25 protein-coding genes are annotated in these 25,889 nt (G+C 49.7%); 14 read left to right on the forward strand and 11 right to left on the reverse strand.

The window, feature by feature from the left end; all coding sequences use genetic code 11:
* Positions 1 to 46 precede the first annotated feature (46 nt).
* Positions 47 to 862: a TIM barrel protein gene (locus N5923_RS08660; RefSeq protein ID WP_267141195.1), complete on the forward strand. Its 816-nt coding sequence runs from the start codon at positions 47 to 49 to the stop codon at positions 860 to 862.
* A gap of 131 nt (positions 863 to 993) precedes the next feature.
* Here the strand turns inward: N5923_RS08660 and N5923_RS08665 are convergent, their stop codons facing one another.
* Positions 994 to 2,184, reverse strand: coding sequence for an MFS transporter (locus tag N5923_RS08665; protein WP_267141194.1), 1,191 nt, complete (start codon positions 2,182 to 2,184; stop codon positions 994 to 996).
* A gap of 180 nt (positions 2,185 to 2,364) precedes the next feature.
* Between N5923_RS08665 and N5923_RS08670 the strand changes: the two genes are divergently transcribed.
* Positions 2,365 to 3,456: an AI-2E family transporter gene (locus tag N5923_RS08670; protein ID WP_267145228.1), complete on the forward strand. Its 1,092-nt coding sequence runs from the start codon at positions 2,365 to 2,367 to the stop codon at positions 3,454 to 3,456.
* On the opposite strand, the gene N5923_RS08675 is transcribed toward N5923_RS08670, so the two are convergent.
* Entirely contained in the window at positions 3,453 to 3,731 is a 279-nt protein-coding gene (locus N5923_RS08675) for a DHCW motif cupin fold protein (RefSeq protein ID WP_267141192.1), read from the reverse strand. The genes N5923_RS08670 and N5923_RS08675 overlap by 4 nt on opposite strands.
* A gap of 225 nt (positions 3,732 to 3,956) precedes the next feature.
* Here N5923_RS08675 and N5923_RS08680 point away from each other — a divergent pair, with 225 nt between their 5' ends.
* From N5923_RS08680 to ahr, 7 genes are all read left to right on the forward strand, one after another.
* Complete coding sequence (locus N5923_RS08680; protein WP_267141191.1) at positions 3,957 to 5,546, forward strand: EAL domain-containing protein; 1,590 nt, start codon at positions 3,957 to 3,959, stop codon at positions 5,544 to 5,546.
* A 341-nt stretch (positions 5,547 to 5,887) separates the two neighbouring features.
* Entirely contained in the window at positions 5,888 to 7,393 is a 1,506-nt protein-coding gene (gene proP / locus N5923_RS08685; protein ID WP_267141190.1) for a glycine betaine/L-proline transporter ProP, read from the forward strand.
* Positions 7,394 to 7,510: 117 nt separating this feature from the next.
* The gene (locus N5923_RS08690; protein WP_267141189.1) at positions 7,511 to 8,542 is read left to right on the forward strand and encodes a LacI family DNA-binding transcriptional regulator; all 1,032 of its coding nucleotides are present in this window, start codon (positions 7,511 to 7,513) and stop codon (positions 8,540 to 8,542) included.
* A gap of 145 nt (positions 8,543 to 8,687) precedes the next feature.
* On the forward strand, positions 8,688 to 10,184 hold the full coding sequence (locus tag N5923_RS08695; RefSeq protein ID WP_267141188.1) for a sugar porter family MFS transporter: 1,497 nt from the start codon (positions 8,688 to 8,690) through the stop codon (positions 10,182 to 10,184).
* Positions 10,185 to 10,195: 11 nt separating this feature from the next.
* Positions 10,196 to 11,119, forward strand: coding sequence for a TIM barrel protein (locus N5923_RS08700; protein WP_267141187.1), 924 nt, complete (start codon positions 10,196 to 10,198; stop codon positions 11,117 to 11,119).
* Between the two features lie 13 nt (positions 11,120 to 11,132).
* The gene (locus N5923_RS08705) at positions 11,133 to 12,305 is read left to right on the forward strand and encodes a Gfo/Idh/MocA family protein (RefSeq protein ID WP_267141186.1); all 1,173 of its coding nucleotides are present in this window, start codon (positions 11,133 to 11,135) and stop codon (positions 12,303 to 12,305) included.
* A 206-nt stretch (positions 12,306 to 12,511) separates the two neighbouring features.
* Entirely contained in the window at positions 12,512 to 13,528 is a 1,017-nt protein-coding gene (ahr, locus tag N5923_RS08710; RefSeq protein WP_323372685.1) for an NADPH-dependent aldehyde reductase Ahr, read from the forward strand.
* A 39-nt stretch (positions 13,529 to 13,567) separates the two neighbouring features.
* On the opposite strand, the gene N5923_RS08715 is transcribed toward ahr, so the two are convergent.
* From N5923_RS08715 to N5923_RS08730, 4 genes are all read right to left on the reverse strand, one after another.
* Positions 13,568 to 14,548: a sterol desaturase family protein gene (locus N5923_RS08715; RefSeq protein ID WP_267141185.1), complete on the reverse strand. Its 981-nt coding sequence runs from the start codon at positions 14,546 to 14,548 to the stop codon at positions 13,568 to 13,570.
* An 89-nt stretch (positions 14,549 to 14,637) separates the two neighbouring features.
* Complete coding sequence (locus N5923_RS08720; protein ID WP_267141184.1) at positions 14,638 to 15,240, reverse strand: hypothetical protein; 603 nt, start codon at positions 15,238 to 15,240, stop codon at positions 14,638 to 14,640.
* Positions 15,241 to 15,243: 3 nt separating this feature from the next.
* Entirely contained in the window at positions 15,244 to 15,990 is a 747-nt protein-coding gene (locus N5923_RS08725) for a ferritin-like domain-containing protein (RefSeq protein WP_267141183.1), read from the reverse strand.
* The gene (locus tag N5923_RS08730) at positions 15,983 to 17,152 is read right to left on the reverse strand and encodes an MFS transporter (RefSeq protein WP_267141182.1); all 1,170 of its coding nucleotides are present in this window, start codon (positions 17,150 to 17,152) and stop codon (positions 15,983 to 15,985) included. Before N5923_RS08730 ends, N5923_RS08725 begins: the two co-directional genes overlap by 8 nt.
* A 379-nt stretch (positions 17,153 to 17,531) precedes the next feature.
* Between N5923_RS08730 and N5923_RS08735 the strand changes: the two genes are divergently transcribed.
* The 3 genes from N5923_RS08735 (at position 17,532) to ddlA (ending at position 20,977) form a co-directional block, all read left to right on the forward strand.
* Entirely contained in the window at positions 17,532 to 18,338 is an 807-nt protein-coding gene (locus N5923_RS08735) for an SDR family NAD(P)-dependent oxidoreductase (protein WP_267141181.1), read from the forward strand.
* 72 nt (positions 18,339 to 18,410) lie between these two features.
* Entirely contained in the window at positions 18,411 to 19,805 is a 1,395-nt protein-coding gene (locus tag N5923_RS08740; protein ID WP_267141180.1) for an aminopeptidase P family protein, read from the forward strand.
* Between the two features lie 74 nt (positions 19,806 to 19,879).
* On the forward strand, positions 19,880 to 20,977 hold the full coding sequence (gene ddlA, locus N5923_RS08745; RefSeq protein ID WP_267141179.1) for a D-alanine--D-alanine ligase: 1,098 nt from the start codon (positions 19,880 to 19,882) through the stop codon (positions 20,975 to 20,977).
* Here the strand turns inward: ddlA and N5923_RS08750 are convergent.
* From N5923_RS08750 to N5923_RS08765, 4 genes are all read right to left on the reverse strand, one after another.
* Complete coding sequence (locus tag N5923_RS08750; RefSeq protein ID WP_267141178.1) at positions 20,970 to 21,407, reverse strand: hypothetical protein; 438 nt, start codon at positions 21,405 to 21,407, stop codon at positions 20,970 to 20,972. The two genes, ddlA and N5923_RS08750, sit on opposite strands and share 8 nt — an antisense overlap.
* Before the next feature lie 153 nt (positions 21,408 to 21,560).
* Positions 21,561 to 22,250, reverse strand: a complete 690-nt coding sequence (locus tag N5923_RS08755; RefSeq protein ID WP_267141177.1) for a hypothetical protein — start codon at positions 22,248 to 22,250, stop codon at positions 21,561 to 21,563.
* 175 nt (positions 22,251 to 22,425) lie between these two features.
* Positions 22,426 to 23,451, reverse strand: coding sequence for an ADP-ribosylarginine hydrolase Tri1 (tri1, locus tag N5923_RS08760; RefSeq protein ID WP_267141176.1), 1,026 nt, complete (start codon positions 23,449 to 23,451; stop codon positions 22,426 to 22,428).
* A 201-nt stretch (positions 23,452 to 23,652) separates the two neighbouring features.
* Positions 23,653 to 23,877: a hypothetical protein gene (locus N5923_RS08765; RefSeq protein ID WP_267141175.1), complete on the reverse strand. Its 225-nt coding sequence runs from the start codon at positions 23,875 to 23,877 to the stop codon at positions 23,653 to 23,655.
* A gap of 97 nt (positions 23,878 to 23,974) precedes the next feature.
* Here N5923_RS08765 and N5923_RS08770 point away from each other — a divergent pair, with 97 nt between their 5' ends.
* Together N5923_RS08770 and N5923_RS08775 are read left to right on the forward strand one after the other, a co-directional pair.
* Positions 23,975 to 24,244 carry a CopG family ribbon-helix-helix protein gene (locus N5923_RS08770; RefSeq protein WP_267141174.1) on the forward strand — a complete coding sequence of 90 codons (270 nt, stop codon included), beginning with the start codon at positions 23,975 to 23,977 and terminating at the stop codon, positions 24,242 to 24,244.
* 161 nt (positions 24,245 to 24,405) lie between these two features.
* On the forward strand, positions 24,406 to 25,362 hold the full coding sequence (locus tag N5923_RS08775) for an aliphatic sulfonate ABC transporter substrate-binding protein (RefSeq protein ID WP_267141173.1): 957 nt from the start codon (positions 24,406 to 24,408) through the stop codon (positions 25,360 to 25,362).
* Between the two features lie 88 nt (positions 25,363 to 25,450).
* On the opposite strand, the gene N5923_RS08780 is transcribed toward N5923_RS08775, so the two are convergent.
* Positions 25,451 to 25,768 (reverse strand): hypothetical protein, encoded by a 318-nt coding sequence (locus N5923_RS08780; protein WP_267141172.1) that lies wholly within the window; start codon positions 25,766 to 25,768, stop codon positions 25,451 to 25,453.
* Positions 25,769 to 25,889 lie beyond the last annotated feature (121 nt).

Below are 25,889 nucleotides of genomic sequence, written 5' to 3' on the forward strand. Positions count from 1 at the left end.
TTTTATTAGCCATACCTCTGACCCTCTTTCCTGCAGGAGCAACAACATGGCCATCGATCCGACCCGTTTCTGTATTAACCGTAAAATCGCTCCAAATCTTTCTCTCGACGCATTCTTTAAGCTGGTGCAACGGCTCGGCCTGAACAAGGTTGAACTGCGTAACGATATGCGCGGCGGTAAAGTCACGGATAATCTCAGTCACGCTGAAGTCAAAAGTCTGGTGACAAAATATGGCCTGGAGATTGTCACCATTAATGCGGTCTATCCGTTTAATCAGATCAGTGCGGAGTTGCTGGAAAAAGCGGAAGGTTTGCTGAAAGATGCGCAGGGGGTCGGCGCCAAAGCGCTGGTGCTTTGTCCGTTAAACGACGGTACGCCAGTCTCTGATAACGAAACCATGGCCGCGCTGAAGCAGCTGGCGCCACTGTTTGCGCAGTATGGCATTCAGGGACTGGTAGAACCACTGGGCTTCCCGGTCAGTTCATTACGCTCTGCGGTACAGGCGCAGACACTGATCCGTGACAGCCAGCTGCCGTTTAAGATTGTGCTGGATACGTTCCATCATCATCTGTACGAGAAAGCCGAGCAGGAGTTTGAAGCGGGCATCGATATCAATGCCATTGGGCTGGTGCATCTCTCCGGCGTCGAGGACAGCCGTCCAACCGCTGAGCTAACCGATGAAGAGCGCATTATGTTAACCAGTGACGATCTGCTTAACAGCGCCAGCCAGGTGCAGCGTCTGGAGCGGATGGGTTATAAAGGCGTCTACGCCTTTGAGCCGTTCTCTTCCGAGCTGGATCGCTGGAGCGAAGCAGATATTGAACACGAAATCCGCCAGAGTATTGCGCTGTTACAGGGGTGATCTGATAGCGGGCGGCGAAAACGCCGCCCCTACAAAACCCCATCGTACCTGTAGGGGCGGCGTTCTCGCCGCCCGTCCCGATGATTTCCACAATACGTTATGACGGCGTTCTCGCCGCCCGTCCCGATGATTTATGTCGCCCGCAGCTGCATCCGCAACGTTACCACCAGCGCCAGACAGACCAGCAAGCCGCCCAACAGATAAATACTTGGCACCCCGGCATAGCTCATAATCAGGCCAGCAACCGGCCCGGTAATCCCCAGCGATAAATCCATAAATGTGGTATAAGCCGCCAGCGCGCTGCCCTGATTTTGCGGCGGCACCACCTTCACCGCCACCACGCCAATCGCCGGAAACACCAGCGAGAAACCCGCGCCGGTCAGGAATGCGCCGAGATTCGCCATCCACGGCATCACGGAACCCCAGACCAGGAACAGCCCGAGCGCTTCGACCGCAAAACAGCACATCGCCACTTTTAAACCGCCATGGCGGTTGATGCTGTCAGGGAACAGCAAGCGGGCGCCAACAAAAGCGACGCTGAACATTGTCAGGGCAAAGGCGGCACCTTCCCAGCCTTTATCCTGATAAAACAGGGTAATAAAGGTGGCAATCACCCCAAATCCGGCGGATCCCATAGCGAGGATCAGACCATAGCCATAAATCTTGCCCAGCACTGCGCGAAACGGCAGCGGCTTACCTTTACTGGCCTTCACCGCCGGACGGCGCAGGGCAAAACCAATGGCGACAACAATAATCGCCATAATAATTATTGCCAGCAGCAGCAGGCCGCCGAAATGATAGATCAGCACCCCAAGCGGCGCGCCGATCGCCATCGCGCCATAGGTGAAAATACCGTTCCACGAAATCACCCGGCCAATATGCAGCGAGCCCACCATGCCAACGCCCCATAACGTTGAACCGGTACCGGCAAAACTTTGCCCGACACCGAGAATCAGACGTCCGGCGCACAACAGCACCAGGCTGAGCACCGGCAACCCGGCGCTCAGTGCCGCCAGCAGGTAAAACACGCCGCTGAGAAAACAGCCGCACAGGCCGGCGATCACCACTTTCTTCGGTCCCCAGAGATCGGCATAGCGACCGGCATGGGGACGGCTTAACAGCGTCGAGAAATATTGCAGGCTGATTACCAGTCCGGCCCAGAAGGCGCTGTAACCCATCACATCGTGGACATAGCCGGGAAGTACCGCCAGCGGCAGGCCTATAGTGAGATAACTGGCGAAATTAAAAATTACCGTGGAGATAATACGCAGATTCAGGCGAAATCCGCTTTGGGCAGCTTCCGTTGCAGGTTGCTCAGACATGAAATTTAAGGCTCGCGTTCGGGTGACTGATGGTGCTGAAGAATAATTATACGCGTTTTTAAGCGGCTTTGGTCATACAAATGGGCGATGACGTACCCGCGCTACTTCCATTACTCTGAAAATCAGGAAGTTAAGCCTGCAACGACTACACTTGTCATGCTAACCATTCCAGGAGACCCCATGACCGCACCACAGCAGGAAAAAATTGGCCAGAATATGTTGCTGAAAATGGCATTGCTGGTTGTCATCCTTGCCGGCATCCATGCAGCAGCGGAGATTATTGTTCCCTTTTTACTGGCCTGTTTTCTCGCTATCGTCCTTAATCCGCTGGTGACCATGCTGATGCGACGCGGCCTGCGACGTACCCTGGCAATCACGCTGGTGATAGTGGTGATCTTAGTGGTCATTACCCTGCTGGTGGCGATGATTGCCAGTTCCGTAAATGAATTCAGCGATCTCTATCCGCAAATTCGCGCCACGCTGGAGAAAAAACTGGAGGTGGTGCAGCATCTGGCGGCCAGCATCCATATCAATATCTCCACCGAGTCGCTGGCTGAACGGCTGGATCCCAACTCGCTGATGAATGTGGCGACAACCGTGTTAACCCAGTTCTCCGGGGCAATGACTAACTTTGTGCTGCTGATCCTGACAGTGGTATTTATGCTGTTTGAGGTGCGTCATCTGCCCTACAAACTGCGCAACGCGCTGGTAAATCCGCAAATTCGCATTGCCGGGATGCATAAGGCATTAAAAGGTGTCACTCACTATCTGGCGCTGAAAACCCTGATCAGCCTGGTGACCGGCGTCGCAGTCTGGCTCAGCTTATTGCTGCTGGGGGTTAAATTCGCCCTGCTGTGGGGCGTGGTGGCCTTTATTCTGAATTTTATTCCCAATATCGGACCGATTATCGCCGGGATTCCACCACTGATTCAGGCGCTGGTGCTGAACAGCGTTTACGACGCCGCCCTGGTGGCGGGCCTGTTTACCGCTATCCATATGGTGTTTGGCAATATTCTGGAGCCACGCGTCATGGGCCGCGGTCTGGGAATGTCGACGCTGGTGGTGTTTCTCTCGTTGATATTCTGGGGCTGGCTGCTGGGGCCGGTCGGTATGTTGCTGTCGGTGCCGCTGACCAGTGTCTGTAAGATCCTGATGGAAACCACGCCGGGTGGCAGCAAACTGGCGATCCTGCTGGGCGATGGCCGCCCGTGCCGATATCAGTCCACAATAAACAGCTTTGCACCTTCACTGGTCCAGGAGCGATGCGCTTAAGCCTGATCGGCAACCTGATAACTCATTCCCGCCTGCAAAGTAAATACCCGTCCATCTTCCAGCTCGGTATGCAGCTCCCCGGAAAGACACAGCAGAATATGGCCTTTCGAACACCAGTGGTCAGCGAAGTAACCGGCACTGTACTCAACCATTCTGACGCGGATATCGCCGAACTGCTGGGTTCGCCAGATAGCGATGCCTTTCTCACCCTTATGTTCAGTTGGCGCTATCGCCGACCATGCTGTGGTGCCAAAAGGGATATTGCTGAGTTGCATGTTTTTTCTCCCGGAATTACTGCCCGTTGAAAGCGACCGTCTGGTCAAAAAAGTCTGCTTTTGGCGGACTTAAGTCAATTTAAGCAAAAAAGCGCTTAAAAAGACATTTTGTTATCCGTTTATGGCGTCATTAAGGATGATATAAATAATCAGCAGATTAACTGACCATGTTATTCTTGATTATGCAGGCAGCCAGGCATCGTCTGACGCACAAAGGGGTACCGCGTGGTGGCATCAATAAGTAAGAGAGGTGAACACGGCTGGCTGTTAATGCTGGCGGCGGGCCTGTTGCCACTGCTGCTGGGCATCTTGTTTACCTTTGTCGAAGCACAGCAAATGGAGAAGCGCCAGCAGGTCAGCACGGCGATGGCGGTGTTAAACCAGGCGGAAAATATCAGTGACCGCGCCTGGGAGATGGTGGATCAGCTGCAGAAGTATGATCATCAGACCTGTAACGCGGTAGGTAAAGATATTCAGCGCCTCGGCTCAATCGCCGCCTACTTTCGTTCCGTCGGTTTAACTCAGGGCCACGATGTCCTCTGCTCCTCCGCCTATGGCCTCAATCCCGGCACCATAAACACCATGATACGCCTGCCGCCCTCACAACCCATAGCGCCGGAGATAATCCTGTCGGTGTCGGGCACTGCTGGCGTACCGACCCGCCCGGCCGTGCTGTTTTTTCGCCAGCGGCCTGAGGGTGACGGCGCTTTTGCACTGGTAGATGGTCAGTATCTGCTCGACTTTATGCGCGCCCTCGGTGAACCGCGCGATTATCAGGTGACGGTGCAGTTTAATAACGGCTTTCGCATCGCCAGCGGCTATGTCAGACCCGACCATAATCCGCTGTTCGATAATGAGGTGTACTTCGCCAGCTCGCCGCGCTACCCGATCAAAGTCAGTGTCACCTCCCCGGAATCAGAAGCGGTTAAGGCGTGGCGTCAGGTATTCCTGACCTTCCTGCCAATGGCGGCAATCCTCTCGCTGCTCTGTATGGCATTAGCCAGTAACTGGCTGAAACGCAAAATGTCATACCAGGATGAGATGCGCCGGGCAATCGCGAAGCGCGAGTTTTCCGTCAATTACCAACCGGTGTATGACGTTTCACTGGCCACCTATGCTGGCGCCGAGGCGTTAATGCGCTGGCAGCGTGCCGATGGCGAATGGGTGCGTCCCGATGTCTTTATCGCCGCTGCCGAAGCGGAAGGGATGATTATTCCGCTGACGCAGCACCTGCTGGATCTGATTGCCAGCGATGTCGAGAGCTGGAAGGTAGCGCCAGGTATCCATCTTGGGATTAACGTTGCCGCCGAACATCTGCAGGATCCCTGTTTTGTCGATGATATCCGCCGCTTTATCGCCCGCGTCGCGGATAAATCACTGGTGATTATTCTCGAACTGACAGAACGCAGTCTGATCAGTGACGGTGAAGATGTGGTCAGCAAGCTGGCGATGCTGCGCCGCGAAGGGGTCGAAATTGCCATTGATGATTTCGGTACCGGCAACTGCTCACTCTCCTACCTGCAAACCTTTGAGCTGGACTACCTGAAAATCGATCGTGGTTTTATCAACTCTATCGAATCGGTTGACGGTGAAACCCCGGTGCTGGACGCGATTATTAACCTCAGCCATAAACTGGGGCTACAAATTCTCGGTGAAGGGGTGGAAACACCGATGCAATTTACTTATCTGGAAAATCACGGCGTAAGATTTATTCAGGGCTATCTGTACGCCAGGCCGATGAGCAACGAGGCGTTTAGCGTGTGGCTACAAAATGAGGGGCGTCAGCAAGCTGAGTTCCTTGTAAGCCGGCAATAAACCGTACAAAAAAACCGCACCTGGAAAATCCATAGCACAATTTGTTTAACGCTATATCCTGCTGGCAAGGCGCATTTTTCCTCTGCCTGGCCAGCAGCTGACTAAAGTTTTGTCTGGCATGAACCGATATAAACCGACCGAAAATTACATATATGGCTCCACAGACGATATACTGTAAGCCTGCAGAGCGCCGTTTTCTGTTGAAAATGGTGCCTGATAGTCGTTGTCATTTATGGCTCGAAAACAGCCAGTAAAATTTTATCCTGGCCCGGACAAGCTGTTCAGACAGCGCGTACGGCTCAGTGAGAATGATCACTTTTGGGTAAATACAGGGCATTTATATGAAGCTACGTAGGAAGCGTGTAAAACCAATTGAGTTAGATGATGTCACCATCATCGATGACGCAAGATTACGTAAGGCTATCACGGCGGCGTCACTCGGCAATGCCATGGAGTGGTTCGATTTCGGCGTATACGGCTTTGTCGCCTACGCTCTCGGTAAAGTGTTCTTCCCCGGCGCCGATCCTGGCTTACAGATGATCGCCGCCCTGGGTACGTTTTCCGTTCCCTTCCTGATTCGCCCGCTGGGCGGCCTGTTCTTTGGCGCACTGGGCGATAAATACGGTCGCCAGAAAATTCTCTCCATCACCATCATCATTATGTCGATCAGTACCTTTGCTATCGGCCTGATCCCCTCCTATGCCAGCATTGGCATCTGGGCGCCGATACTGCTGCTGCTGGCGAAAATGGCGCAGGGCTTCTCGGTCGGTGGCGAGTACACCGGTGCTTCGATCTTTGTGGCGGAATATTCGCCGGACCGTAAGCGCGGCTTTATGGGCAGCTGGCTGGACTTCGGTTCGATTGCCGGTTTCGTGCTCGGCGCCGGGATTGTGGTGCTGATCTCCGCGATTATTGGTGAAGAGCAGTTCCTTGACTGGGGCTGGCGTATTCCGTTCTTCCTCGCGCTGCCACTCGGCATGATTGGCCTCTACCTGCGCCATGCGCTGGAAGAGACCCCGGCTTTCCAGCAGCATGTGGATAAGCTGGAACAGGGCGATCGTGAAGGTCTGCGTGATGGTCCGAAGGTCTCGTTTAAAGAGATTGCTACTAAGCACTGGAGAGGTTTGCTGGCGTGTATCGGTCTGGTGATTTCCACCAACGTGACCTATTACATGCTGCTGACCTATATGCCAAGCTATCTGTCACACAACCTGCACTACTCTGAAGATCACGGTGTGTTGATTATCATCGCGATTATGATCGGTATGCTGTTTGTGCAGCCCATTATGGGCCTGCTAAGTGACCGCTTTGGCCGCCGGCCGTTTGTGATTATCGGCAGTATCGCGCTGCTGGCCTTCGCCATTCCGTGCTTTATGATGATCAACAGTGATGTGATCGGCCTGATTTTCGCCGGCTTACTGATTCTGGCGGTGATCCTGAATGCCTTTACCGGCGTGATGGCCTCCAGCCTGCCCGCGATGTTCCCGACTCATATTCGCTACAGCGCGCTGGCCAGCGCCTTTAATATCTCGGTACTGGTGGCAGGTCTGACGCCAACGCTGACCGCCTGGTTAGTGGAAACCACCGGCGACCTCTATATGCCGGCTTACTACCTGATGGTGGTGGCGGTGATTGGTCTGATTACCGGTATTATGATGAAAGAGACGGCGAATAAACCGTTACGTGGCGCCACCCCGGCGGCATCGGATCTGGCCGAAGCGAAAGAAATTTTGCAGGAGCATCACGATAATATCGAACAGAAAATCGATGATATCAGCGATGAAATCGCCGAGCTGGAAGCGAAGCGTAAGCATCTGATCAACCAGCATCCTAATATTAACGAGTAATTCCCGCGTCCCCTCAGGCCACTGAGGGGACTTTTTATTAAAATCCCCTTCCGGCACTTTCAACCGTCCTCCTGCAGTGATAACTTTCTATCAAACAGATTGCAACCCTGGCCGCCCATGAAAAACAGTACCATCAAGGATATTGCCCGCGAAGCTGGCGTTGGCGTTGCCACCGTCGACCGCGTACTTAACCGCCGTGCGCCTGTCCGTCAGGAGACGGAAAACAAGGTGCTGGCGACAGCGCAACGCCTTGGTTATCGCTTTCCGCAAGGCAATCCTGCCGCCGCCAGCGTGATTAAAACCGGCGTGAAGATCAAAATGGGCTTTATCCTGCTGCCCGGCGACTACTCCTTTTATGCCCGTTTAGGTGAGCAACTGCGTCAGCATGCTGCGCCCTGGCATGATGATGATTGCCCGCCGGAATTCTGCTTTCATGCGATTAATGCCATTGAAGCGATGGCGGAGACCATCCGCGATCTGGCTACGCGCGTCGAGGTTATCGGCCTGGTCGCGCTGGACAATGCGTTGATCCGCCATGCGGTGGAGGAAGTGACACGCAAAGGGGTAAAAGTCTTCGCCCTGTTGTCGGATTTGTCGCCCTGCGGACATAGCGGTTATATCGGACTGGATAACCGTAAAGCAGGCAGAACCGCCGCCTGGGCAGTGGCGAAGATGGGCAGCAACGCGGGTAAAATTGGTATTATCATCGGCGATAATCAGTTTCTGTGTCAGGAAACCTGCGAAATCAGCTTTCGATCCTGGCTACGTGAACGTGGCACGCCATACCAGGTGCTGGAACCGATCAGAAGCCGGGAAAATATTGAGTGCGGCTATCAGGCTACAAAAAAATTGTTGCAGGAGCATGCCGATCTGACGGTAATTTATGCGCCCTGTGGCGGTATTGAAGGCGTCGTGACCGCGTTAAAGGAGAGCGGCAGACAACAGGCAATCACCATGATTTGCCACGGGCCTTTTGAGAATGACCATCTGGCGCTGATTAACGGCGATATCGATTTACTGCTTAACCACCGGCTGACGGAATTCTCCGCTGCCGTCATCGGGGCTTTTCGCCAGAGTTTATTTGAACCGGCTGGCGGTTTTATCAATCTTACCTGCCCCTTTGAACTGCTGACGCCAGAAAACTGCTAACTGCCTGATGCTGTAAGCCTTACAGCATCCCTTCCCCGCATCCCCTCTTTACTGTGCGCCTGTTATCGCCGCTAAATGATAGTTTTATATCACGCAAATCTATCATAAATAATATGATCACCATCAAAAAACAAACATTCCATCATTGATGGTTTTGGAACATTTATTTAATACTGCTGCGAAACGACAAGATAAAGGATGCCCTATGACTATCCCTGCCCACCGACATAATATGCTGTATGTTATGTCGATCTGTTGTGTCGCTGCACTCGGGGGTCTGCTGTTTGGTTACGACTCCTCGGTGATTTCTGGCGCCATCGAACCTCTAAGCCAGCACTATCAGTTAACTCCCGCCGAAACCGGCTGGGCCGTCTCCAATGTGATTATCGGTTGTGTGGTCGGCTGCCTGATCGCCGGTAATCTTGCCGATCGTTTTGGCCGCAAAAAGATCCTGATCCTCACTGCCGTGCTGTTTATCGCCTCTGTCGCCGGTACTGCGCTGGCGCCTGATTTCACCACTTTTGTCTTTTTCCGCATTCTCGGCGGCTTAGGGATTGGTATGGCGTCGGTGGTTTCGCCGGTGTATATCGCCGAGGTGGCGCCGAAAGATTACCGTGGCCGCGCAATGACCATGCATATGATCTGCTGCGTCGGCGGCCAGGTACTGGTGCTGATCACCAACTATCTGATCGCCAAAGACGCCACGCCGCAGTGGCTGACGGAAACAGGCTGGCGCTGGATGCTCGGTTCGGCGTTTGTCCCCTGCATCCTGTTCTTTATTTTTGTCGGTTTTATTCCTGAATCCCCGCGCTGGAACGTGATGGCCGGACGCGATGAGCTGGCGTTACGCACCCTGACGCGCATCTCCAGCGCGGAACATGCCCGCAGCGTGCTGCGCGAAATTCAGCAGTCACTACAGGCCAGACCCGATGCATCTCCCGCCAGTGAGCGCCTGCGCTTTAACCGCCGCAATATGATCTTTCTGGTGATTGGCATCGGGCTGGCGGTCTTCAATCAGCTTACCGGCATCAATGTGATTCAGTATTTCGGCCCGTCGCTGCTGATGAACGTCACCAACAATATGCAGGACGCGATGTTTATGACCATCTGGCTGGCGGCGTTGCAGTTTGCCGGGGTGATGGTCGGCATGATGCTGATTGACCGCGTTGGCCGCAAAATCCTGCTGCTGGTTGGCTCGCTGGGCTCTTCCGTCTGTCTGTTAGTGACCTTCGCCACCTTCTATTTCGGTGTAAAAGGCATCCCGTCAGTCATTGGCCTGTTCGGCTTTATGTTTATCTTCGGCGCCACCTGGGCGCAGGTGGTGTGGACGGTGATCGGCGAAATCTTCCCGAATCGTCTGCGCGCAGCGGGTATGGGCTTCTCTATCGGCGCGATGTGGATCTCTAACTTCCTCGTCAGCCAGACCTTCCCGATGATGAATCAGAACGCATGGCTGACCGGGAATTTCCACGGCGGCTTCCCACTATTGCTGTTCGCACTGTGTTCACTGCTTTCATGGTGGTTTGTCCATGCCTGCCTGCCGGAAACCAAAGGCGTGGCGCTGGAGAAAATGGAAGCACTGATCCTCGATCGCTTTGATGCGGCGGCGGACAAAAAAGAGACTTTGCATACTCATCCATAAGGGAAAATATCATGACTATTCATATCGCTAACGCCCCCTGCAGCTGGGGAGTCGACGACCCGAAAAACCCATTTTTACCGCCATGGGAAAAAGTACTGAAAGAGGCGTCGCAGGCTGGCTACCGCAGTATCGAGTCAGGTCCGTGGAGTTTTCTGCCGACCGACAGCCAGCAGCTGACGGCGGCGCTGAACCAGCATCAGCTGTCGCTGGTAGCTGGCACTATTTTTGACGATCTGGTCAGCGAGGCGAATTTCGACAATATCCTCACGCTGACCCATAACATCTGCCGCACCCTGTCAGCAGTGCCAACCGCAGAGAAAACCTGCGGTGAAAATGCGCCAGCTCCTTATCTGGTGATTATCGATTTCGGTAATGCCGAGCGCGCACGTCTGGCCGGTCAATATGACAAAGCGCCACGCCTCAGCGATGCCGACTGGCAGCGCATGATGGAACATATCACCATCATCAGCAAAATTGCGCAGCAGGAGTATGGCGTGCGCCCGGTGATCCATCCGCATGCCGGTGGCTGCATTGAGTTCGCCGACGAGCTGGAAAAACTGGTGGCGGATATTCCGCATCAGATCGCCGGACTCTGCCTCGATACCGGCCATCTTTACTACGCCGGCATGGATCCGCTGGCCTCGCTCGACAAATATTTCTCACGCATTGATTACCTGCATTTTAAAGATGTGAACCATCAGGTGTTTGAGAAAGCGTTACAGCAGGAGCTGGACTTCTTTACCGCCTGCGCCGAAGGGGTGATGTGTCCGCTGGGTAACGGCGCCATCGATTATCCCGCGGTGCGCGCCTTACTGACCGAGCGTGCGTATCAGGGCTGGATCACCATCGAACAGGAGCGCGACCCACGCAACGTGGAAACCAGTCTGCGTGACGTCACTGCCAGCCTCAACTACCTGCATTCCGTCGGATTCTGACCAGGAGAACATTATGATTAACGGTATTAAACCACTCGACAGATCGCTGCGCTGGGGCATGGTGGGCGGCGGCGGTACCAGCCAGATTGGCTATATTCATCGCTCATCGGCACAACGTGATGGCACTTTTACTCTGGTGGCGGGCGCTTTTGATATTGATGCGCAACGCGGTAAAGACTTTGGTCGTTCACTCGGTGTCGACGAACAGCGCTGTTACCCCGATTATCAGACTTTCTTTGCTGAAGAAGCCAAACGCCCAGACGGTATTGAAGCGGTATCAGTCGCCACACCGAACAACACCCATTTTGCGATCTGTCGCGCTGCACTGGAAGCAGGTTTGCATGTGGTATGTGAAAAGCCGCTCTGCTTTAACACCGAAGAAGCGCAGATCCTTGAAGATCTCTGCGCCCGTCAGCGCAAGATCATTGGCGTTACCTACGGCTATGCCGGACATCAGCTGATTCATCAGGCGCGCGAAATGATTGCCGAAGGATTGCTGGGTGATATTCGTATTATCAATATGTCGTTCTCACACGGCTTCCATGCCGAAGCGGTCGAACTGGATAACCCGAGTACCAAATGGCGCGTCGACCCGCGTTTTGTCGGACCAGGGTATGTACTCGGCGATCTGGCGACCCATCCGCTGTTTATCGCCGAAACCATGGCGCCGGAGCTGAATATTAAACGCCTGATGTGCTCGCGCCAGAGCTTTGTGAAAAGTCGCGCGCCGCTGGAAGATAACGCTTATGTACTGATGGAGTATGACAATGGCGCCGTTGGCTCGATGTGGTGCTCAGCAGTGAACTGCGGTTCAATGCATGGACAGAAGGTGCGGGTAATTGGCTCCAAAGCCAGTATTGAATGGTGGGATGAGCAGCCGAACCAGCTGCGCTACGAAATTCAGGGTGAGCCGGTGCGCATTCTGGAGCGTGGAATGTCTTATCTTCACCCGCGCGCGCTGGAAGAGGACCGCATTGGCGGCGGACACCCGGAAGGTCTGTTTGAAGCCTGGTCGAATCTGTATCGTCGTTTCGCCATCGCCATGGATGCCACCGACCGCGGTGACGCTGAGCTGTTGGAGAACTTCTGGTATCCCGATGTCCATGCCGGTCTGATGGGCGTACGCTGGGTTGAGAACTGCGTACGATCCGCCGACAGCGGCGCCAGCTGGGTGGAATTTAGTTAGTTTATCGTTGCAGACGGGCGGCGAGAACAAAGTCCCTCCATCCTGTAGGGGCGGCGTTCTCGCCGCCCGTGTCACGGATTTGCACGAACCTGCATAACACCGCTCCCACCGCCCGCACACATAATTTGCACCACTTTTGATAACTAATCTTCATCTCAAACGACTACACTCTGCGCTGGACCGAAAAACTGAATCTGAGGTGAAGTGTGAAAATTAAAAGTTATGCAGCAATGGCAGCCGGTCAGGCTCTGGAACTGTACGAATATGATGCAGCCACGCTGAGTGCAGAGGAAGTTGAAGTTGAGGTCGAATATTGCGGTGTTTGCCACTCTGACCTGTCGATGATCGACAACGAATGGGGTATTTCCAGCTATCCAACCATTGCTGGCCATGAAGTGATTGGCCGCGTTTCTGCGCTGGGTGAAGCCGCTAAAAGTAAAGGTCTGTCTGTCGGACAACGTGTCGGTATCGGCTGGACGGCGAAAAGCTGTCAGCACTGTGATGCCTGTATCAACGGTGAGCAGGTGAACTGCCAGCAGGGCAGCACGCCGACCATTCTTAATCACGGCGGTTTCGCCGAAAAACTGCGCGCCGACTGGCAATGGGTGATCCCATTACCGGAGAAACTGGATGCAACCAGTGCAGGCCCGCTGTTATGTGGCGGTATTACCGTATTTAAACCGCTGCTGATGAGCAATATTACCGCTACCAGCCGCGTGGGTGTGATTGGTATCGGCGGTCTGGGTCATATCGCGATCAAACTGCTGCGCGCCATGGGTGCGGAAGTGGTGGCGTTCAGTTCAACGCCAGCTAAAAAGCAGTCGATTCTGGATATGGGCGCTGATGAAGTGGTTAACAGCCGCGATGCGGAAGAGCTGAAAAAACAGGCTGGCCGCTTTGATCTGATTCTCAGCACCGTGGCTGTCGATCTCGACTGGAAGCCCTACTTCGATGCGCTGGCACCAAAAGGTAAATTCCATACCGTTGGCGCAGTGATGAAGCCATTCCAGGTGGGTGCTTTTGACCTGATTATGGGCGATAAAGCCGTAACCGGTTCTTCGACCGGCTCTCCGGGCCAGCTGCGTTCGTTGCTGAAACTGGCATCGCGTGCCGATATCGCACCGCAGGTGGAGTTTTTCCCTATGTCGAAAATCAATGATGCGCTGGATCACGTCCGCGCCGGTAAAGCGAATTACCGTGTAGTGCTGAAAGCTGATTTCTGAGTAGTATCGTATATGCGGCCAGTGGCCGCATATTTTTTATTATTCGCGCTTTTTTTTCCTCATTCTTTTTGCCACACGTCTGAAAGGTGTTATATACATTTTTAAAACCCCAGCATAACTACTGTACTTCTCTCCTGTCACACCAAATGCCAAACCTTCATTCTCTCCTGGCATTATTTGAGTTTTAAATAATTTATCCCAGAATGAAAATATAAAAGCGTAATTAATATCATGATGTTTAGTTGCACTTGAATGATGTAATTGATGATATGCAGGACTGACTAAAACACTTCTGATAAATTGAGGGTATTTTAAAAATACCATAGAATGTTGCAAGTTCAAGCCAAACATAAGTAATATAAACATAAAAATATTCTGACCTGCAAAAACAATAAATACATCCTGATTTTTAAAAATATATGAAACAATTCCTGAGTATAATCCACTAAAAAAACTGACAATAAAAATAAATGTCATTTGATTTATCGGGTGTGTTCTGTATGCGGTGAACGGCGTTAGATTTTCGGCAATATGATGGATCTTATGAAACTCCCACAAAAATCTAATTTTATGAGAAAGTAGGTGTTCAATAAAAACAGCGAAATCAAAGACAACTATTGCACCAAAAGTTAGAATAAGCGACAAAAAAAAACTTAATGAAATATCAAGCTGAATAAAGGATATAAATAACAATGCACTATGTACGTACTCTTTAAATAAATATGATATCGGAATAATTGCAGTATAAATAAAACCAAATAACACTTTATCAACAAAATAAAAAACCACATCATCTCTGGTTGATCTTGACATCAATCGATGAGAACTAATTATTTTCTTTATGACGAAAAACGGCTTTTCAGCTTTAAATTCAAAACTATAAAATAATAACGCAATAATAAGTGAAGATAATAAATAGCCAATAAACAAACCATGTGAAGGTTCAAAAAAAACAGCAAGGCGACGAATTAACTCTATAAAAAAATCATTCAGAAAATAATACCCGAAAACAATATCCATAAGCTATCCTTATAACAGGCACGCCATCGGAACATTGGGATAATGAGGAAACGTAATTGGCTATAAAAAATTAAACTTAAGACTAATTTTCATACATCATTTACGCATAGATATTTTATATACTTATCACTGATTCCCAACTGTTTTTTTAACGGTGAGGTAATGACTTCAGGGACGGGATCGAATCCCAAATGTTCGCGCTTATCAAATTTTAACAATTGATTCCGTGTATAACATAGTACAAGCTGAAGCCTGTTGTGATATGGGCACGGCTCTCTCCAGTGTTCGAACGTTTTGCCATCTAATACCACAATATCGCCAGCCCTCATATTAACGACTTCACTTTCTACAATTAATGGCCAATCCTCTTCATTTTGGTCATGAATGCCGATTGAAATAATATAATCAACCGCAGCTCTGTCTTTATGCTTCGGTACCGCATGATTTTCTCTATAATTCCATAAAAAAGAATAACCGGGATAGACTGTCTCATTAGTAATTTCTTTTATGAGAGAGCAATAATAGCTCAACATCGCTTCAAAGTAAGGTATTGCGTAGTACATATGTGCACTATCGCAGTCATCATTACCATTTAAGTGACCAATATTTTTGGATATTGCCAGATAGCGATAGATAATATCAATTTCCCTGGCAGAAACAGCACCTTTAATTATCTGAAATCCTTTCAACATTTTTCACGCCTCCATCACCCTATCAATAAAATTACTATGCCTTCTATTTATTCTTATTTCTATTTCATCTGCAGAGATACCACTCATTTCTGACAACCATTCCACACCTTCGCGATTCACATGCAGAATACTTTTAAATTTTTTCAAATGATCCTTTACCATCTCTTTTTTAGTAGGTTTTTTTTCAATCAGTTGTCTGAAATACATGATTCCCATTTGGACATGTCTTGCTTCATCCTGCATTGCGCCCGCATAAATTTTACCGATTAGGCTCTTAGAGCCAAAAGCGTGAATGAAAATATTAAACTGTTCAAGAGCACCATTTTCTAAAAATACATGGCTAAGGAATATTTCATCGAATGTTTTTAATGCTGAAAAATGAGCATTAAAGACATCCCTGGTTCGGGATAAGTCTTTTATACTGCCATTGGCGAGAATGGCATATTTTGCAAAAAGTTCAGCATGCCTTGCTTCATCATTTACAGCCTGGGCAAGACCAATTTTTAACGAAAAATCATCACACTGAATCAGTAGCTCAGCAGCATTCTGCATTCCGAGAATTTCCACATGTGCAGATAAACTCGCCACAACAATTGCCGTCTCACGCAGCTCATCGGTAAGGAGATCATCACTGGCCAGATCCCAGTCCAGTCCATAATCCCATGTTTGCTTCGATTTCCCTTTCAGGTACAGGCCATAGTGTTTATCATTAACGAAATTCAAGTCACTCATTTTGATTAAATCAGACACAGTCACTCCTTTTTATGGTCGTCAAATTTTTTTTAAACAAAACAAATACGATGATCAAAGCCAACATGATACTGGTTAATTTAAACGTAAATTCAACCCCCATTACATTTGCAAGATAACCACCTCCTATTGGCATAAGAATAGCCACAATAGAAGATATTTTCTGAATGCCACCTGTAACTTTTGCTGTGTTTTTATAACCAACGATATTTCTCACACCATATCTAATGGCAAAAAAAGTCATTCCTGATGAAATGCCAACCATAAAAATAAAAATGTAATAAATAATATAATGATAATTCTCCACTGCTAAAAATCCAAATCCAAAGAAGGCAACAGAATTTACAGTTACAGAAGACACTAGTATATTTTTAGAGGATTGCGTTTTAACCATAATTCCAGAAAACCAAGTCCCCAGCAGCCCCCCCACACCGAGAAGTGTTATGATAAACCCTATGCTTTTTTCACCATGACCTATTTTTTCAAAAAAGATCCCCAGCAAATCATTGCTCATAAAGAAAGCTAAATTAGAAAGTGTATAAGCAAACACAAGAAAATAAAACTCAACGTTATTTTTCATCAAAAACCGAAGTGAAAAATCACTTCTTTCCATGTATTTATTATCTCCACCCCCTCGAAATTTGTTTTTATCATCAAAAACGCTTACCAGCATTCCAGTCAAATTTAATATTACAGATAACAGCACAACAACCCATAAGCCATAATTTGCATTAAGATAAATAACCAGCAGAGGAATAAATATCCTGCTCACATTTATCATATAACCATATAATTCATAGAATCGCTTAGCCTCTTTATCTTCTCGATTCAATTTTGTATTTGATATCGCAATACCACAGCGACAGGCACTCTTTATTAACACAATAATGTACAAGTGAATCATTGAATCAGATAACAAAATCAAAGGAATAACAAGTGAGTTTGCGCTAAAAAAGATGATTCTTGCCCTTAAAATATCACCCTTGTCAAAATATATTCCATACATTCGTCCCAACATAAAAAACGGTATTGCAAAGCATGCACCTAAGATACCTATCAATGATGGAAAAGCATAGAGCGTATATATTGCAATAATGGTGAAAATAGTATAATCAAGATAAGTATCTAGCTCATTAGCGCATATGCTAATATATTTTCTCATTATGTATCTCTATCTAAGAATAGGTATAGAAATTCTACACCTATCCATTTATCTCGAATACTTACCTTAGGAAACTAATGGTTGATAGTCCATAACTCCTCCTTTTCATAGCGCATTCCTTATCCCTCTGCAGGGTAGTAAAATATAAACACTGCTGTAAATAGCATGAAGCAATTGATCATAAAAGTTGTGAGGGAGCACACATTATTTAAATCAATCATCAAAATACAATATCCAGAAATCATTTTAATCGTTCGTGTAATAAAGAAAAATATTTAATAATAATTAATGATAACTTAATCTCACAAAAAAAATATTAGCATCCTAATCTTTAAGATATATATAAATATCGCATCAAAAATAACTCAAAGGAGCCCATATGACAATATCGAATAAAAAACCAGTAGCCATGATCACTGGCGCATCATCAGGAATTGGTGCGGTCTATGCGCAAAGATTTGCCGCTCGCGGATATGACCTTATTCTAATCTCAAGACGGGCAGATCGTCTGAAAGATTTATCGGCAGACTTACATCTGAGCTATGCGACCAATACCACAATTTTACCTATTGATTTAACAATTGAAACCGATTTAAAAAATGCCGAATCTGTCATTACCACCACTCCCGCGCTTAAAGTTCTGGTTAACAGTGCCGGAAACGGCAAATTAGGTGCCACGACTGATATTGCCGCTGCTGATTTGGCTTCGACCCTTACCCTCAACGTTACAGCCCTGACCCGATTAACATATGCTGCCCTGACGGAATTTTTATCCCGTGATCAGGGAACGATTATTAACATTTCTTCCGTAATGGCACTCCATTCCTCTGCAATCACTTCGCTTTACAGTGGCACCAAAGCCTTCGTGCTAAATTTTAGCCGTGGTCTTCAACAGGAGCTCAAAGGAACACAAGTGCGAGTTCAGGTCGTGCTTCCAGCAACTACCGCAACAGAATTCCACGATCAGTCAGGTATTCCTTTATCTGCATTTTCTCCATCAGCAATCATGACAACTGAAAATTTAGTTGATGCTGCTCTGGCAGGATTTGATCAAGGAGAACTTGTCACATTGCCCTCAGTACACGACATTTCTTTGTGGAATACCTATGAATCAGCACGCAATACTCTTTTTGTGGCAACTCAGAATGGCTTTTCAGCACCGCGCTACAATCACGCTCACTCCTGAATCATTCCGCTACATTCAGAGATTGTTCCCCACCTGATATGATGCTTTTCTGCCCAGTGGAGAGATCAGCTTATGACCAACGGCCCCTATCAACTCAGACAAGTCCCGCAACCGCAGTGCTACCCTGACCTGCCCTCCGTACCGTTAAGCGATCACACCATTCAGCAACGACTCACCAAAGTTCTGCAGAGTATGCGCAGGCTGTCGCTGGATGCGCTGGTGATATATGCCGATAAAGAACACGGCGCCAATTTTGAGTATCTGAGTGGATTTATCCCGCGCTTCGAAGAGGCGTTGCTGCTGCTTAACGCAGACGGCAGGATTTGCTGGATACTGGGCAATGAGAATCTGAAACTGGCGGCCCATGCCCGATTGCCAGGTGATGTGCTGCACTCGCCGTGGTTTTCGTTACCCAATCAACCAATGCAACCGGCCACTCCGCTGTACCAGTTGCTGCAAACTGCCGGGATTGGCGCGCAGCAACGGGTCGGGCTGGCAGGCTGGAAGCTGTTTACCGGCCCTGCGGCCAGTAACGACATCCTGTTTGATGTCCCGCATTTTATCTGTCAGGCACTGCAACAGGCGCTGTCCGCCGACGCCCAACTGGTCAATGCCACCGGCCTGTTTATCTCACCGCAAGAGGGTGTCAGAACCACCAATAATGCCAATGAGATCGCCCACTATGAGTATGGCGCGAACCTGGCATCCACGGCTATTTTGCGCGCGCTAAATGCCATCGAGCCGGGCAAAAGCGAGAAGCAAATTGGCGCACTGCTGGCGGCAGAAGGCCAGGCGAATAATGTGATTATGATTGCCGCCACCGGCGATCGCTTTGAGCATGCCAGCCTGTATCCCGGCGATAAAAAGATTGCCCATGGCGACAAATTCTCCCTGACCACCAGCTACAAAGGCGGACTGAGCAGCCGTGCGGCGTATGTGGTCGCCGCTGAAAGTGAGCTGCCAGCCGCGGTGGCGGACTATCTGCAACGCGTGGCGCAACCTTATTACCATGCGGTGGTGAGCTGGCTGGAGCATATACAGGTTGGCGTCACCGGCGGCGAAATCTATCAGTTGATTGAACAGGTACTGCCGAAATCAGCGTTTCACTGGCATCTGAATCCGGGTCATCTGGTGGCTGATGAGGAGTGGTTGTGCTCGCCAGTCTATCCGCATTCAGATATTGCTCTCGCCAGCGGCATGCTGTTGCAGATTGATATTATCCCCTCAGTAGCGGGTTATGGCGGCGCCAGCATTGAAGACACCATTGCACTGGCGGACCGGCAGCTACGCGCTCAGCTGGCGGCGGATTACCCGGCGCTCTGGCAGCGTATCTGCAAGCGCAGGGCTTACCTGAAGGAGGTACTGCATCTCGATCTGCATGACGATCTGTTGCCGCTCTCCAATACCGTCGGTTATCTGCGCCCTTTTCTGCTGGATAAAAATAGCGTACTGGCACGGCAAAAATGACACAGTTCTGCTTTTCATCATAACGTGGCAGGATTATCGTATCCCGGGTTATCTCATTGAACGGACAGCAAACTATGGCGAAATTACATGTGGGAATCGTGTTTGGCGGCAAATCTGCCGAGCATGAAGTATCACTTCAATCGGCTAAAAATATCCTTGAGGCCATAGATAAGAGCCGCTTCGACGTGTCGCTGATCGGCATCGATAAGCAGGGAGAGTGGCATCTTAACGAGTCGTCCAATTTCTTACTTAATGCCGAAAACCCGGCGTTAATTGCCTTAAATCAGTCCGGCAGAAACATCGCGCTGATCCCCGGCCAGCAGCAGCACCAGCTGATTGAATCGGCCAGTGCGCAGCAGCTGTCGCAGGTTGATGTGATTTTCCCGATAGTTCATGGCACGCTCGGTGAAGATGGTTCGTTGCAGGGGATGCTGCGGATGGCGAATCTGCCGTTTGTCGGTTCCGATGTGCTGGGGTCTGCGGTCAGCATGGATAAAGATGTCACCAAGCGTCTGCTGCGCGATGCCGGACTACAAGTCGCGCCGTTTATCAGCCTGAAAAAATCCCAACGCGCGCAGCTCAACTTTGCCAGCGTCACTGAGCAACTTGGCCTGCCGGTATTTATTAAACCCGCCAGTCAGGGCTCTTCGGTGGGCGTCAGCAAAGTTGCCAGTGCCGCCGAATTTGAACAGGCGCTGACGCTGGCGTTTGATTTTGATAATAAAGTGCTGATTGAGCAGGCGATTACCGGCAGAGAAATTGAGTGTGCGGTACTTGGCAACGACCATCCACAAGCCAGCCTGTGCGGCGAAGTGGTGCTGAGCGACAGTTTCTACTCCTATCAGACCAAATATATCGATGCCGATGGCGCAACCATAGTGGTACCCGCGCAGATCGCAGACGCGGCCAGCGAAGCCATCCGCCGGGTGGCATTGCAGGCATTTAGCGCGCTGGAGTGCAGCGGTATGGCGCGGGTCGATGTGTTTCTGACCGATGACGGCCAGGTGATTGTCAATGAAGTGAATACCCTGCCCGGTTTTACCAATATCAGTATGTATCCCAAACTGTGGCAGGCCAGCGGGTTAAGTTACCGCGATCTGATTACCCGGCTGATTGAACTGGCGGTCGAGCGCCATCAGCAAAATAGCGTGTTAAAGAGTTCGATTACCTGAGAGTGATTTTGCGGATATCGAGGTGATGAACCATCTCGCGGATAAAGATAAAGCCGGTCAGCGCGGGGATGTTTTCCGCGTCAACAGCGATAGCGGAATAAGAGAGCTGATCGGCGAATTGATTAAATGCCTCTTCAATCGCGGGCGGAAAGAGAACGCGGGCGCCCGCCAGATAACTATCACTGACCTGCTTAAGCAGCGGGTCGCGGCACAGCGCATCGCCCCTGATCGGCTGCACTGCGTGGTCAGATTCGATAATCTCCTCAATACGATAGATCATCATTTCCACATCCCAGGCGGTTACTTTGCCGCCCTTCAGCAAACCGTCAGCCACTGTGGCATAACCGCCAGCCAGTTCGACCCGCTGTTGCGGATCCAGCCACAACAAGCTGACCGTGTCGGACTGAACAGAAAATTCAACTTCATTCATCGCAGGGATCTCTTTGGGGGAACCGGGGGGCAGCATAACAGCTGCTGTAGTGAACCAGTGGGTTATCACCAGGCAGGCTCTTTGAGCCTGCCCACGCGCGGCGAAAAGTAAAAAGCCGGCAGGATCGTCGCGATCACTCCCGGCTGACGTTATTCAATTACCCCAGCGCCCGGCCTGATCGACCAGCACCTTATCCCCCTGGGTGACCCGCAACTGGGGTGTATCAAACAGTACCTGATAAACGATATTGCCATTGCTGAAGGTTGCCCCATTGACCTTATGGGTCTGACTATCGGTTAACGTTTTACCGAACAGGGACAGACTGCTTGCATCACTCTCTCTGATGCCAAAATAGAGCATATTTTCGCACGGGGTTAAAAAATCACCGCAGCTATTACTGATCGTGATCGTGAATTTGTCGGTGGAAAATGACTTGCTGGTGGTGGTCTGCGGGTTATCTGGTACTAACCTGGCAAGGATATATTTCTCAGGCGCATAATACTGCCCCCTCTTTGGTTCTTGTAACAACGTCCACAGCAGCTTATCGCCATTGAACCTCAGCTCACTCTTACCGTTTTTCCCGCCGAAAGAGGAGTCAAAGTTAACGACAGCTGACTGAGCAGTTACCGTGCCATGCAGATTCTCTGTCTCATCATCCGGGCAATCGATGCGCCCGCCATTTTGCGTGATGTAGCAGTATGTCCCGCTTATCTGCTGGCCTTGCTGCCTGAGTTTCAGGGTCAGAGAGGAGTATGGGGAACCATCGTCATCATTAATATCGCCACTCCAGGTACCGGAATAGTTTTGCGCCAATGCTGGCGAAGAGAGAAATAAAAATGACAAAAAAACAGCCTGCAATATATGTCCCGGCATAACAATCCTTATTTATTATTCAGTTGATTTAAAAAACGCAACTGACTCCATATCATAATATTTAGAGAGAACTTATCCGCCCTCTCTGACTGCTGGCATTCTATCACCGCAAATGCCATTATCAAAAGCACCGAGCCGTCAGCGGCTATATTATCGGTGCGCGTTTAAACAGTTCTGCAGCCATATCAGCAATGCGTGTTTCATCCACCAATTTATCCCGCCACTGCTGTGGTATCGCGGAATAGCCATACAAAGCGCCCGCTATCTGCCCGGCGGTTGCCGCTACGCTGTCAGCATCATCAGCAAGATTGGCGGCCAGCAGGATGGCATCACGGAAATTATCTGTATGCCAGACAGACCACATCGCGGCTTCCAGCGTATCGATAACATAACCGCTTGAGCGAATCTGCTCCCGGGTTTTCTGTTTGTATTCACCGGCATTAATTAAAGCGGTTCTGGCATTAAATAAGCAGAGGGTCGGAGAGAAAGCCTGATTTTTATCGGCCCCGTTGAGCAACGGGTGCAGAACCAGCCCCAGCAGACGACTGCAATCAACAGATTCGACAGCACCATGTGTCGCACGCCCTTGTTGTTCAGCATCATGCAGCGTATGTAGCAGCGAATGCCGCTGAAAGATGGCTGAGGGTGCAAGACGAATAATGGCAGCATTACCCGCAGTATCCGGCCCGGTGTTGCCAAACCAGCTTTCTCCGTGCTTCAGATACTCTTCAAGCGCATAGCGGGTCGCGTTGCCGATATCAAAACAGATGCCATTAACGCTGTTTACGCCATGGCGATACCAGTTCACCATGCGATTACGAAAATCCGTTAAATCCAGACGCCCTTTATGCAGGTAGGTTTCAGCTAAACAGAGCGCCATGGTCGTGTCATCGGTCCATTCGCCCGGTTTTAGCGCGAAGGGGCCGCCACCAACCATATCCGTAACAGAGTGCTGGTCGCGCGGCAGAAACTCCAGCGTGGTGCCGACAGCATCGCCCACCGCCAGACCAATTAACGCGCCTTTGGCGCGGTCCTGCAGAGTGCTGTTATCCAAAACGGGCTGGGTTGATGCAAGCCATTCAGGAAGAGGCACCCCCCCGGTAAGCCAGGGTTGATAATCAATCATAATGCTCTCCGCTGGTGTCTGGTTAAAATCCTTCTTTGTCATCATCTGCTATTCCTAATAATCTCTTTTCTTCAACAATATCATAGTCAGATTAACTGCGGGATTCAAAACACAGCAACCCGAGGCAGTTATAAAAGACAGAATAAAAGTAAGTTTTGATAAAAAGCTTGCCCCAGGTTTACTGAAAATAAGCCCCTTAACTAAAGCATTGAGCTTTTCACACCCGGCTAAAATCGTTCTAAACAATCAATCAATCAATTTAGTGATATTATTGTATTCTGCATAAGTAAAATCACCATGAGCTATATAACCACAAAAGTTTATATATAAACTTCTCAGCTCAACTTCGCTTGCATTCTCATCGTGTAAAACTTTCAATGCTAACTTATATAACGCATTTCCTTGTTCCTTACCGTCTCGTTCAGAGTCAGATATAATTTTATTGAGTATTTCGATGGCTTTTCTGTTCATAAATTATAAAAAACACCTTATCAGCTCTGATAAAAGTAATTTTATCATTTATCTGCCTCGTGCCACCATATAGATTCAGCGAAACAACGAGGAACATATGACACTAACAACCCTGAATTTACAAATCGACACCGAACTGAAGGCTGCTGTTACGGAAACGGCAAAAGCGATGGACCGCAATGGCCCTCAGCTTATCCGCGACTTTATGCGCGAGACTGTTCAGCGCCAGCATGATGCATGGTTCCGGGAACAGGTACAGGCCGGGATTGCCCAGGCAGATCGCGGTGAAGTTCTTTCGGATGAATTCGTCGAAGCATCAGCAGCTGCCTGGCGCAAACAAGTAACAAAGAAACTGGCTGGTAAGTAAATGCAATCAGTTAGCTCGCATCTCTCAGTTTTGAAACAGACTTATCAACAGCAGGCGACCATCCTTTTCCTCTTCCCGGCAAAGCTACGAAGAAAATGGCGTTTAGCGAGTTTCTGCTGTGCTTTTATTATCACCAGATAATCCACTCACCAGGAACGCCCATGAAACCCTTTCGCTTATTGCCGGGCAGTGCGCTGATACTCACAGCCCTTTTATCTTTACCGACTCACGCCGCAGATGAAACCTTACGTATCGGCTACCAGAAATCTTCCACGCTGCTGACACTAATCAAGCAGCGCGGCGATCTGGACAAAGCGCTGGCCGCGCAGGGTGTGGAAGTAAGCTGGCACGAGTTCTCCAGCGGATTGCCGCTGCTGGAAGCGCTCAACCTGAATAACGTTGACCTCTCTGCTGACGTCGCTGACACCGTACCGGTATTTGCCCAGGCAGCTGGCGCCAGTCTGACTTACTACGCGCGTGAAACGCCGTCGCCTGATGCGCAGGCGATTCTGGTTCCAACCGATTCGCCGATCAAAACGCTACAAGATTTGAAAGGGAAAAAAATCGCCGTAACCAAAGCGGCGGGCAGTCATTATCTGTTGATTGCCGCGCTGAAAAAGGCCGGACTGAACTTCAGCGATATCACGCCCGCGTGGCTGACCCCCGCAGACGGTCGCGCAGCGCTGGAGAACGGTAGCGTTGCGGCCTGGGTCACCTGGGAACCCTTTGTCACCAGTTCGACAGTGGCAAAACACACGCGTGTGCTGGCAAGCGGCAATGGCCTGGCGAGCTATCAGCGTTATTATCTGGTATCGACACCTTTTGCCAAAGCGCATCCGCAGATCCTGAACACTGTGTATAACGCGTTAAATAAAGAAGCTGCGTGGCTAAAAGCCAACCCAACCGATGCCGCCAAAATCTTGTCACCACTATGGGGTAAGCTGCCGGTAGCAACCGTTGAGCAAGCCAACTCCCACCGCAGCTATCAGATTGAGCCGGTGAAAAAAAGCGATCTGGCGGAACAGCAGAAAATTGCAGATGCGTTCTTTGATGCAAAGCTTCTGCCGAAGCGTATTGATGCGCAGGATGTCGCGACCTGGGAGCCGGGGGTGCAGTAGAGAGTAGCAGGGGTTGAGGCGGGTGGTCTGATCTCGATTACAGGTGGTTAAAAGGCCGGGGGGATCCAGGGGATCGCTTCCGGCGTTATTATTTATCTCTTATTATGTAATCACCCGGTGCACGCCACGAAATCTCTTTATATGGGAAGTTTATTTTCCCTTGTTCCTTTAAGTATTCCATCACCTGAGATGGCGCCCAACCATGACCATAAGAAAATAACGCACCAATAGCGGCCAATTTTTCAACTAAGAGAAGCTGCTCTTTTTCGCTATCAAAATTAGCAAGATAATATATTCCTTTTTTAAAAAAACCAAGATTCAACAGCATGATGCCATCAATATCTCCTCTTAATTCGACTACAATCCTTTTATGCTCCAGAATCGTAACTAACATATTATTCAGCATGCAAGTCTCCTATATTAATCGTCAAAACATTAACGTATAGGTGGGGCTACTGACCGCAATTGACTATATCAGTACAGCGGCGGTTAGCATCTGGATCGACGCGGGTTGAGTGATCCTGGCC

It is taken from the genome of Winslowiella arboricola (genome assembly GCF_025527015.1).
Classification (GTDB): domain Bacteria; phylum Pseudomonadota; class Gammaproteobacteria; order Enterobacterales; family Enterobacteriaceae; genus Erwinia; species Erwinia arboricola.

Bases quoted from the DNA above. Each gene is read 5' to 3' on its own strand.
- N5923_RS08765 (WP_267141175.1), bottom strand. From the start codon at position 23,877: ATGAACAGAAAAGCCATCGAAATACTCAATAAAATTATATCTGACTCT.
- N5923_RS08730 (WP_267141182.1), bottom strand. From the start codon at position 17,152: ATGAGAAAATATATTAGCATATGCGCTAATGAGCTAGATACTTATCTT.
- ddlA (WP_267141179.1), top strand. From the start codon at position 19,880: ATGGCGAAATTACATGTGGGAATCGTGTTTGGCGGCAAATCTGCCGAG.
- N5923_RS08740 (WP_267141180.1), top strand. From the start codon at position 18,411: ATGACCAACGGCCCCTATCAACTCAGACAAGTCCCGCAACCGCAGTGC.
- N5923_RS08775 (WP_267141173.1), top strand. From the start codon at position 24,406: ATGAAACCCTTTCGCTTATTGCCGGGCAGTGCGCTGATACTCACAGCC.
- N5923_RS08700 (WP_267141187.1), top strand. From the start codon at position 10,196: ATGACTATTCATATCGCTAACGCCCCCTGCAGCTGGGGAGTCGACGAC.
- N5923_RS08715 (WP_267141185.1), bottom strand. From the start codon at position 14,548: ATGGATATTGTTTTCGGGTATTATTTTCTGAATGATTTTTTTATAGAG.
- N5923_RS08705 (WP_267141186.1), top strand. From the start codon at position 11,133: ATGATTAACGGTATTAAACCACTCGACAGATCGCTGCGCTGGGGCATG.
- N5923_RS08675 (WP_267141192.1), bottom strand. From the start codon at position 3,731: ATGCAACTCAGCAATATCCCTTTTGGCACCACAGCATGGTCGGCGATA.
- N5923_RS08665 (WP_267141194.1), bottom strand. From the start codon at position 2,184: ATGTCTGAGCAACCTGCAACGGAAGCTGCCCAAAGCGGATTTCGCCTG.
- tri1 (WP_267141176.1), bottom strand. From the start codon at position 23,451: ATGATGACAAAGAAGGATTTTAACCAGACACCAGCGGAGAGCATTATG.
- N5923_RS08770 (WP_267141174.1), top strand. From the start codon at position 23,975: ATGACACTAACAACCCTGAATTTACAAATCGACACCGAACTGAAGGCT.
- N5923_RS08750 (WP_267141178.1), bottom strand. From the start codon at position 21,407: ATGAATGAAGTTGAATTTTCTGTTCAGTCCGACACGGTCAGCTTGTTG.
- N5923_RS08690 (WP_267141189.1), top strand. From the start codon at position 7,511: ATGAAAAACAGTACCATCAAGGATATTGCCCGCGAAGCTGGCGTTGGC.
- N5923_RS08735 (WP_267141181.1), top strand. From the start codon at position 17,532: ATGACAATATCGAATAAAAAACCAGTAGCCATGATCACTGGCGCATCA.
- proP (WP_267141190.1), top strand. From the start codon at position 5,888: ATGAAGCTACGTAGGAAGCGTGTAAAACCAATTGAGTTAGATGATGTC.
- N5923_RS08670 (WP_267145228.1), top strand. From the start codon at position 2,365: ATGACCGCACCACAGCAGGAAAAAATTGGCCAGAATATGTTGCTGAAA.
- N5923_RS08660 (WP_267141195.1), top strand. From the start codon at position 47: ATGGCCATCGATCCGACCCGTTTCTGTATTAACCGTAAAATCGCTCCA.
- N5923_RS08780 (WP_267141172.1), bottom strand. From the start codon at position 25,768: ATGCTGAATAATATGTTAGTTACGATTCTGGAGCATAAAAGGATTGTA.
- N5923_RS08720 (WP_267141184.1), bottom strand. From the start codon at position 15,240: ATGTTGAAAGGATTTCAGATAATTAAAGGTGCTGTTTCTGCCAGGGAA.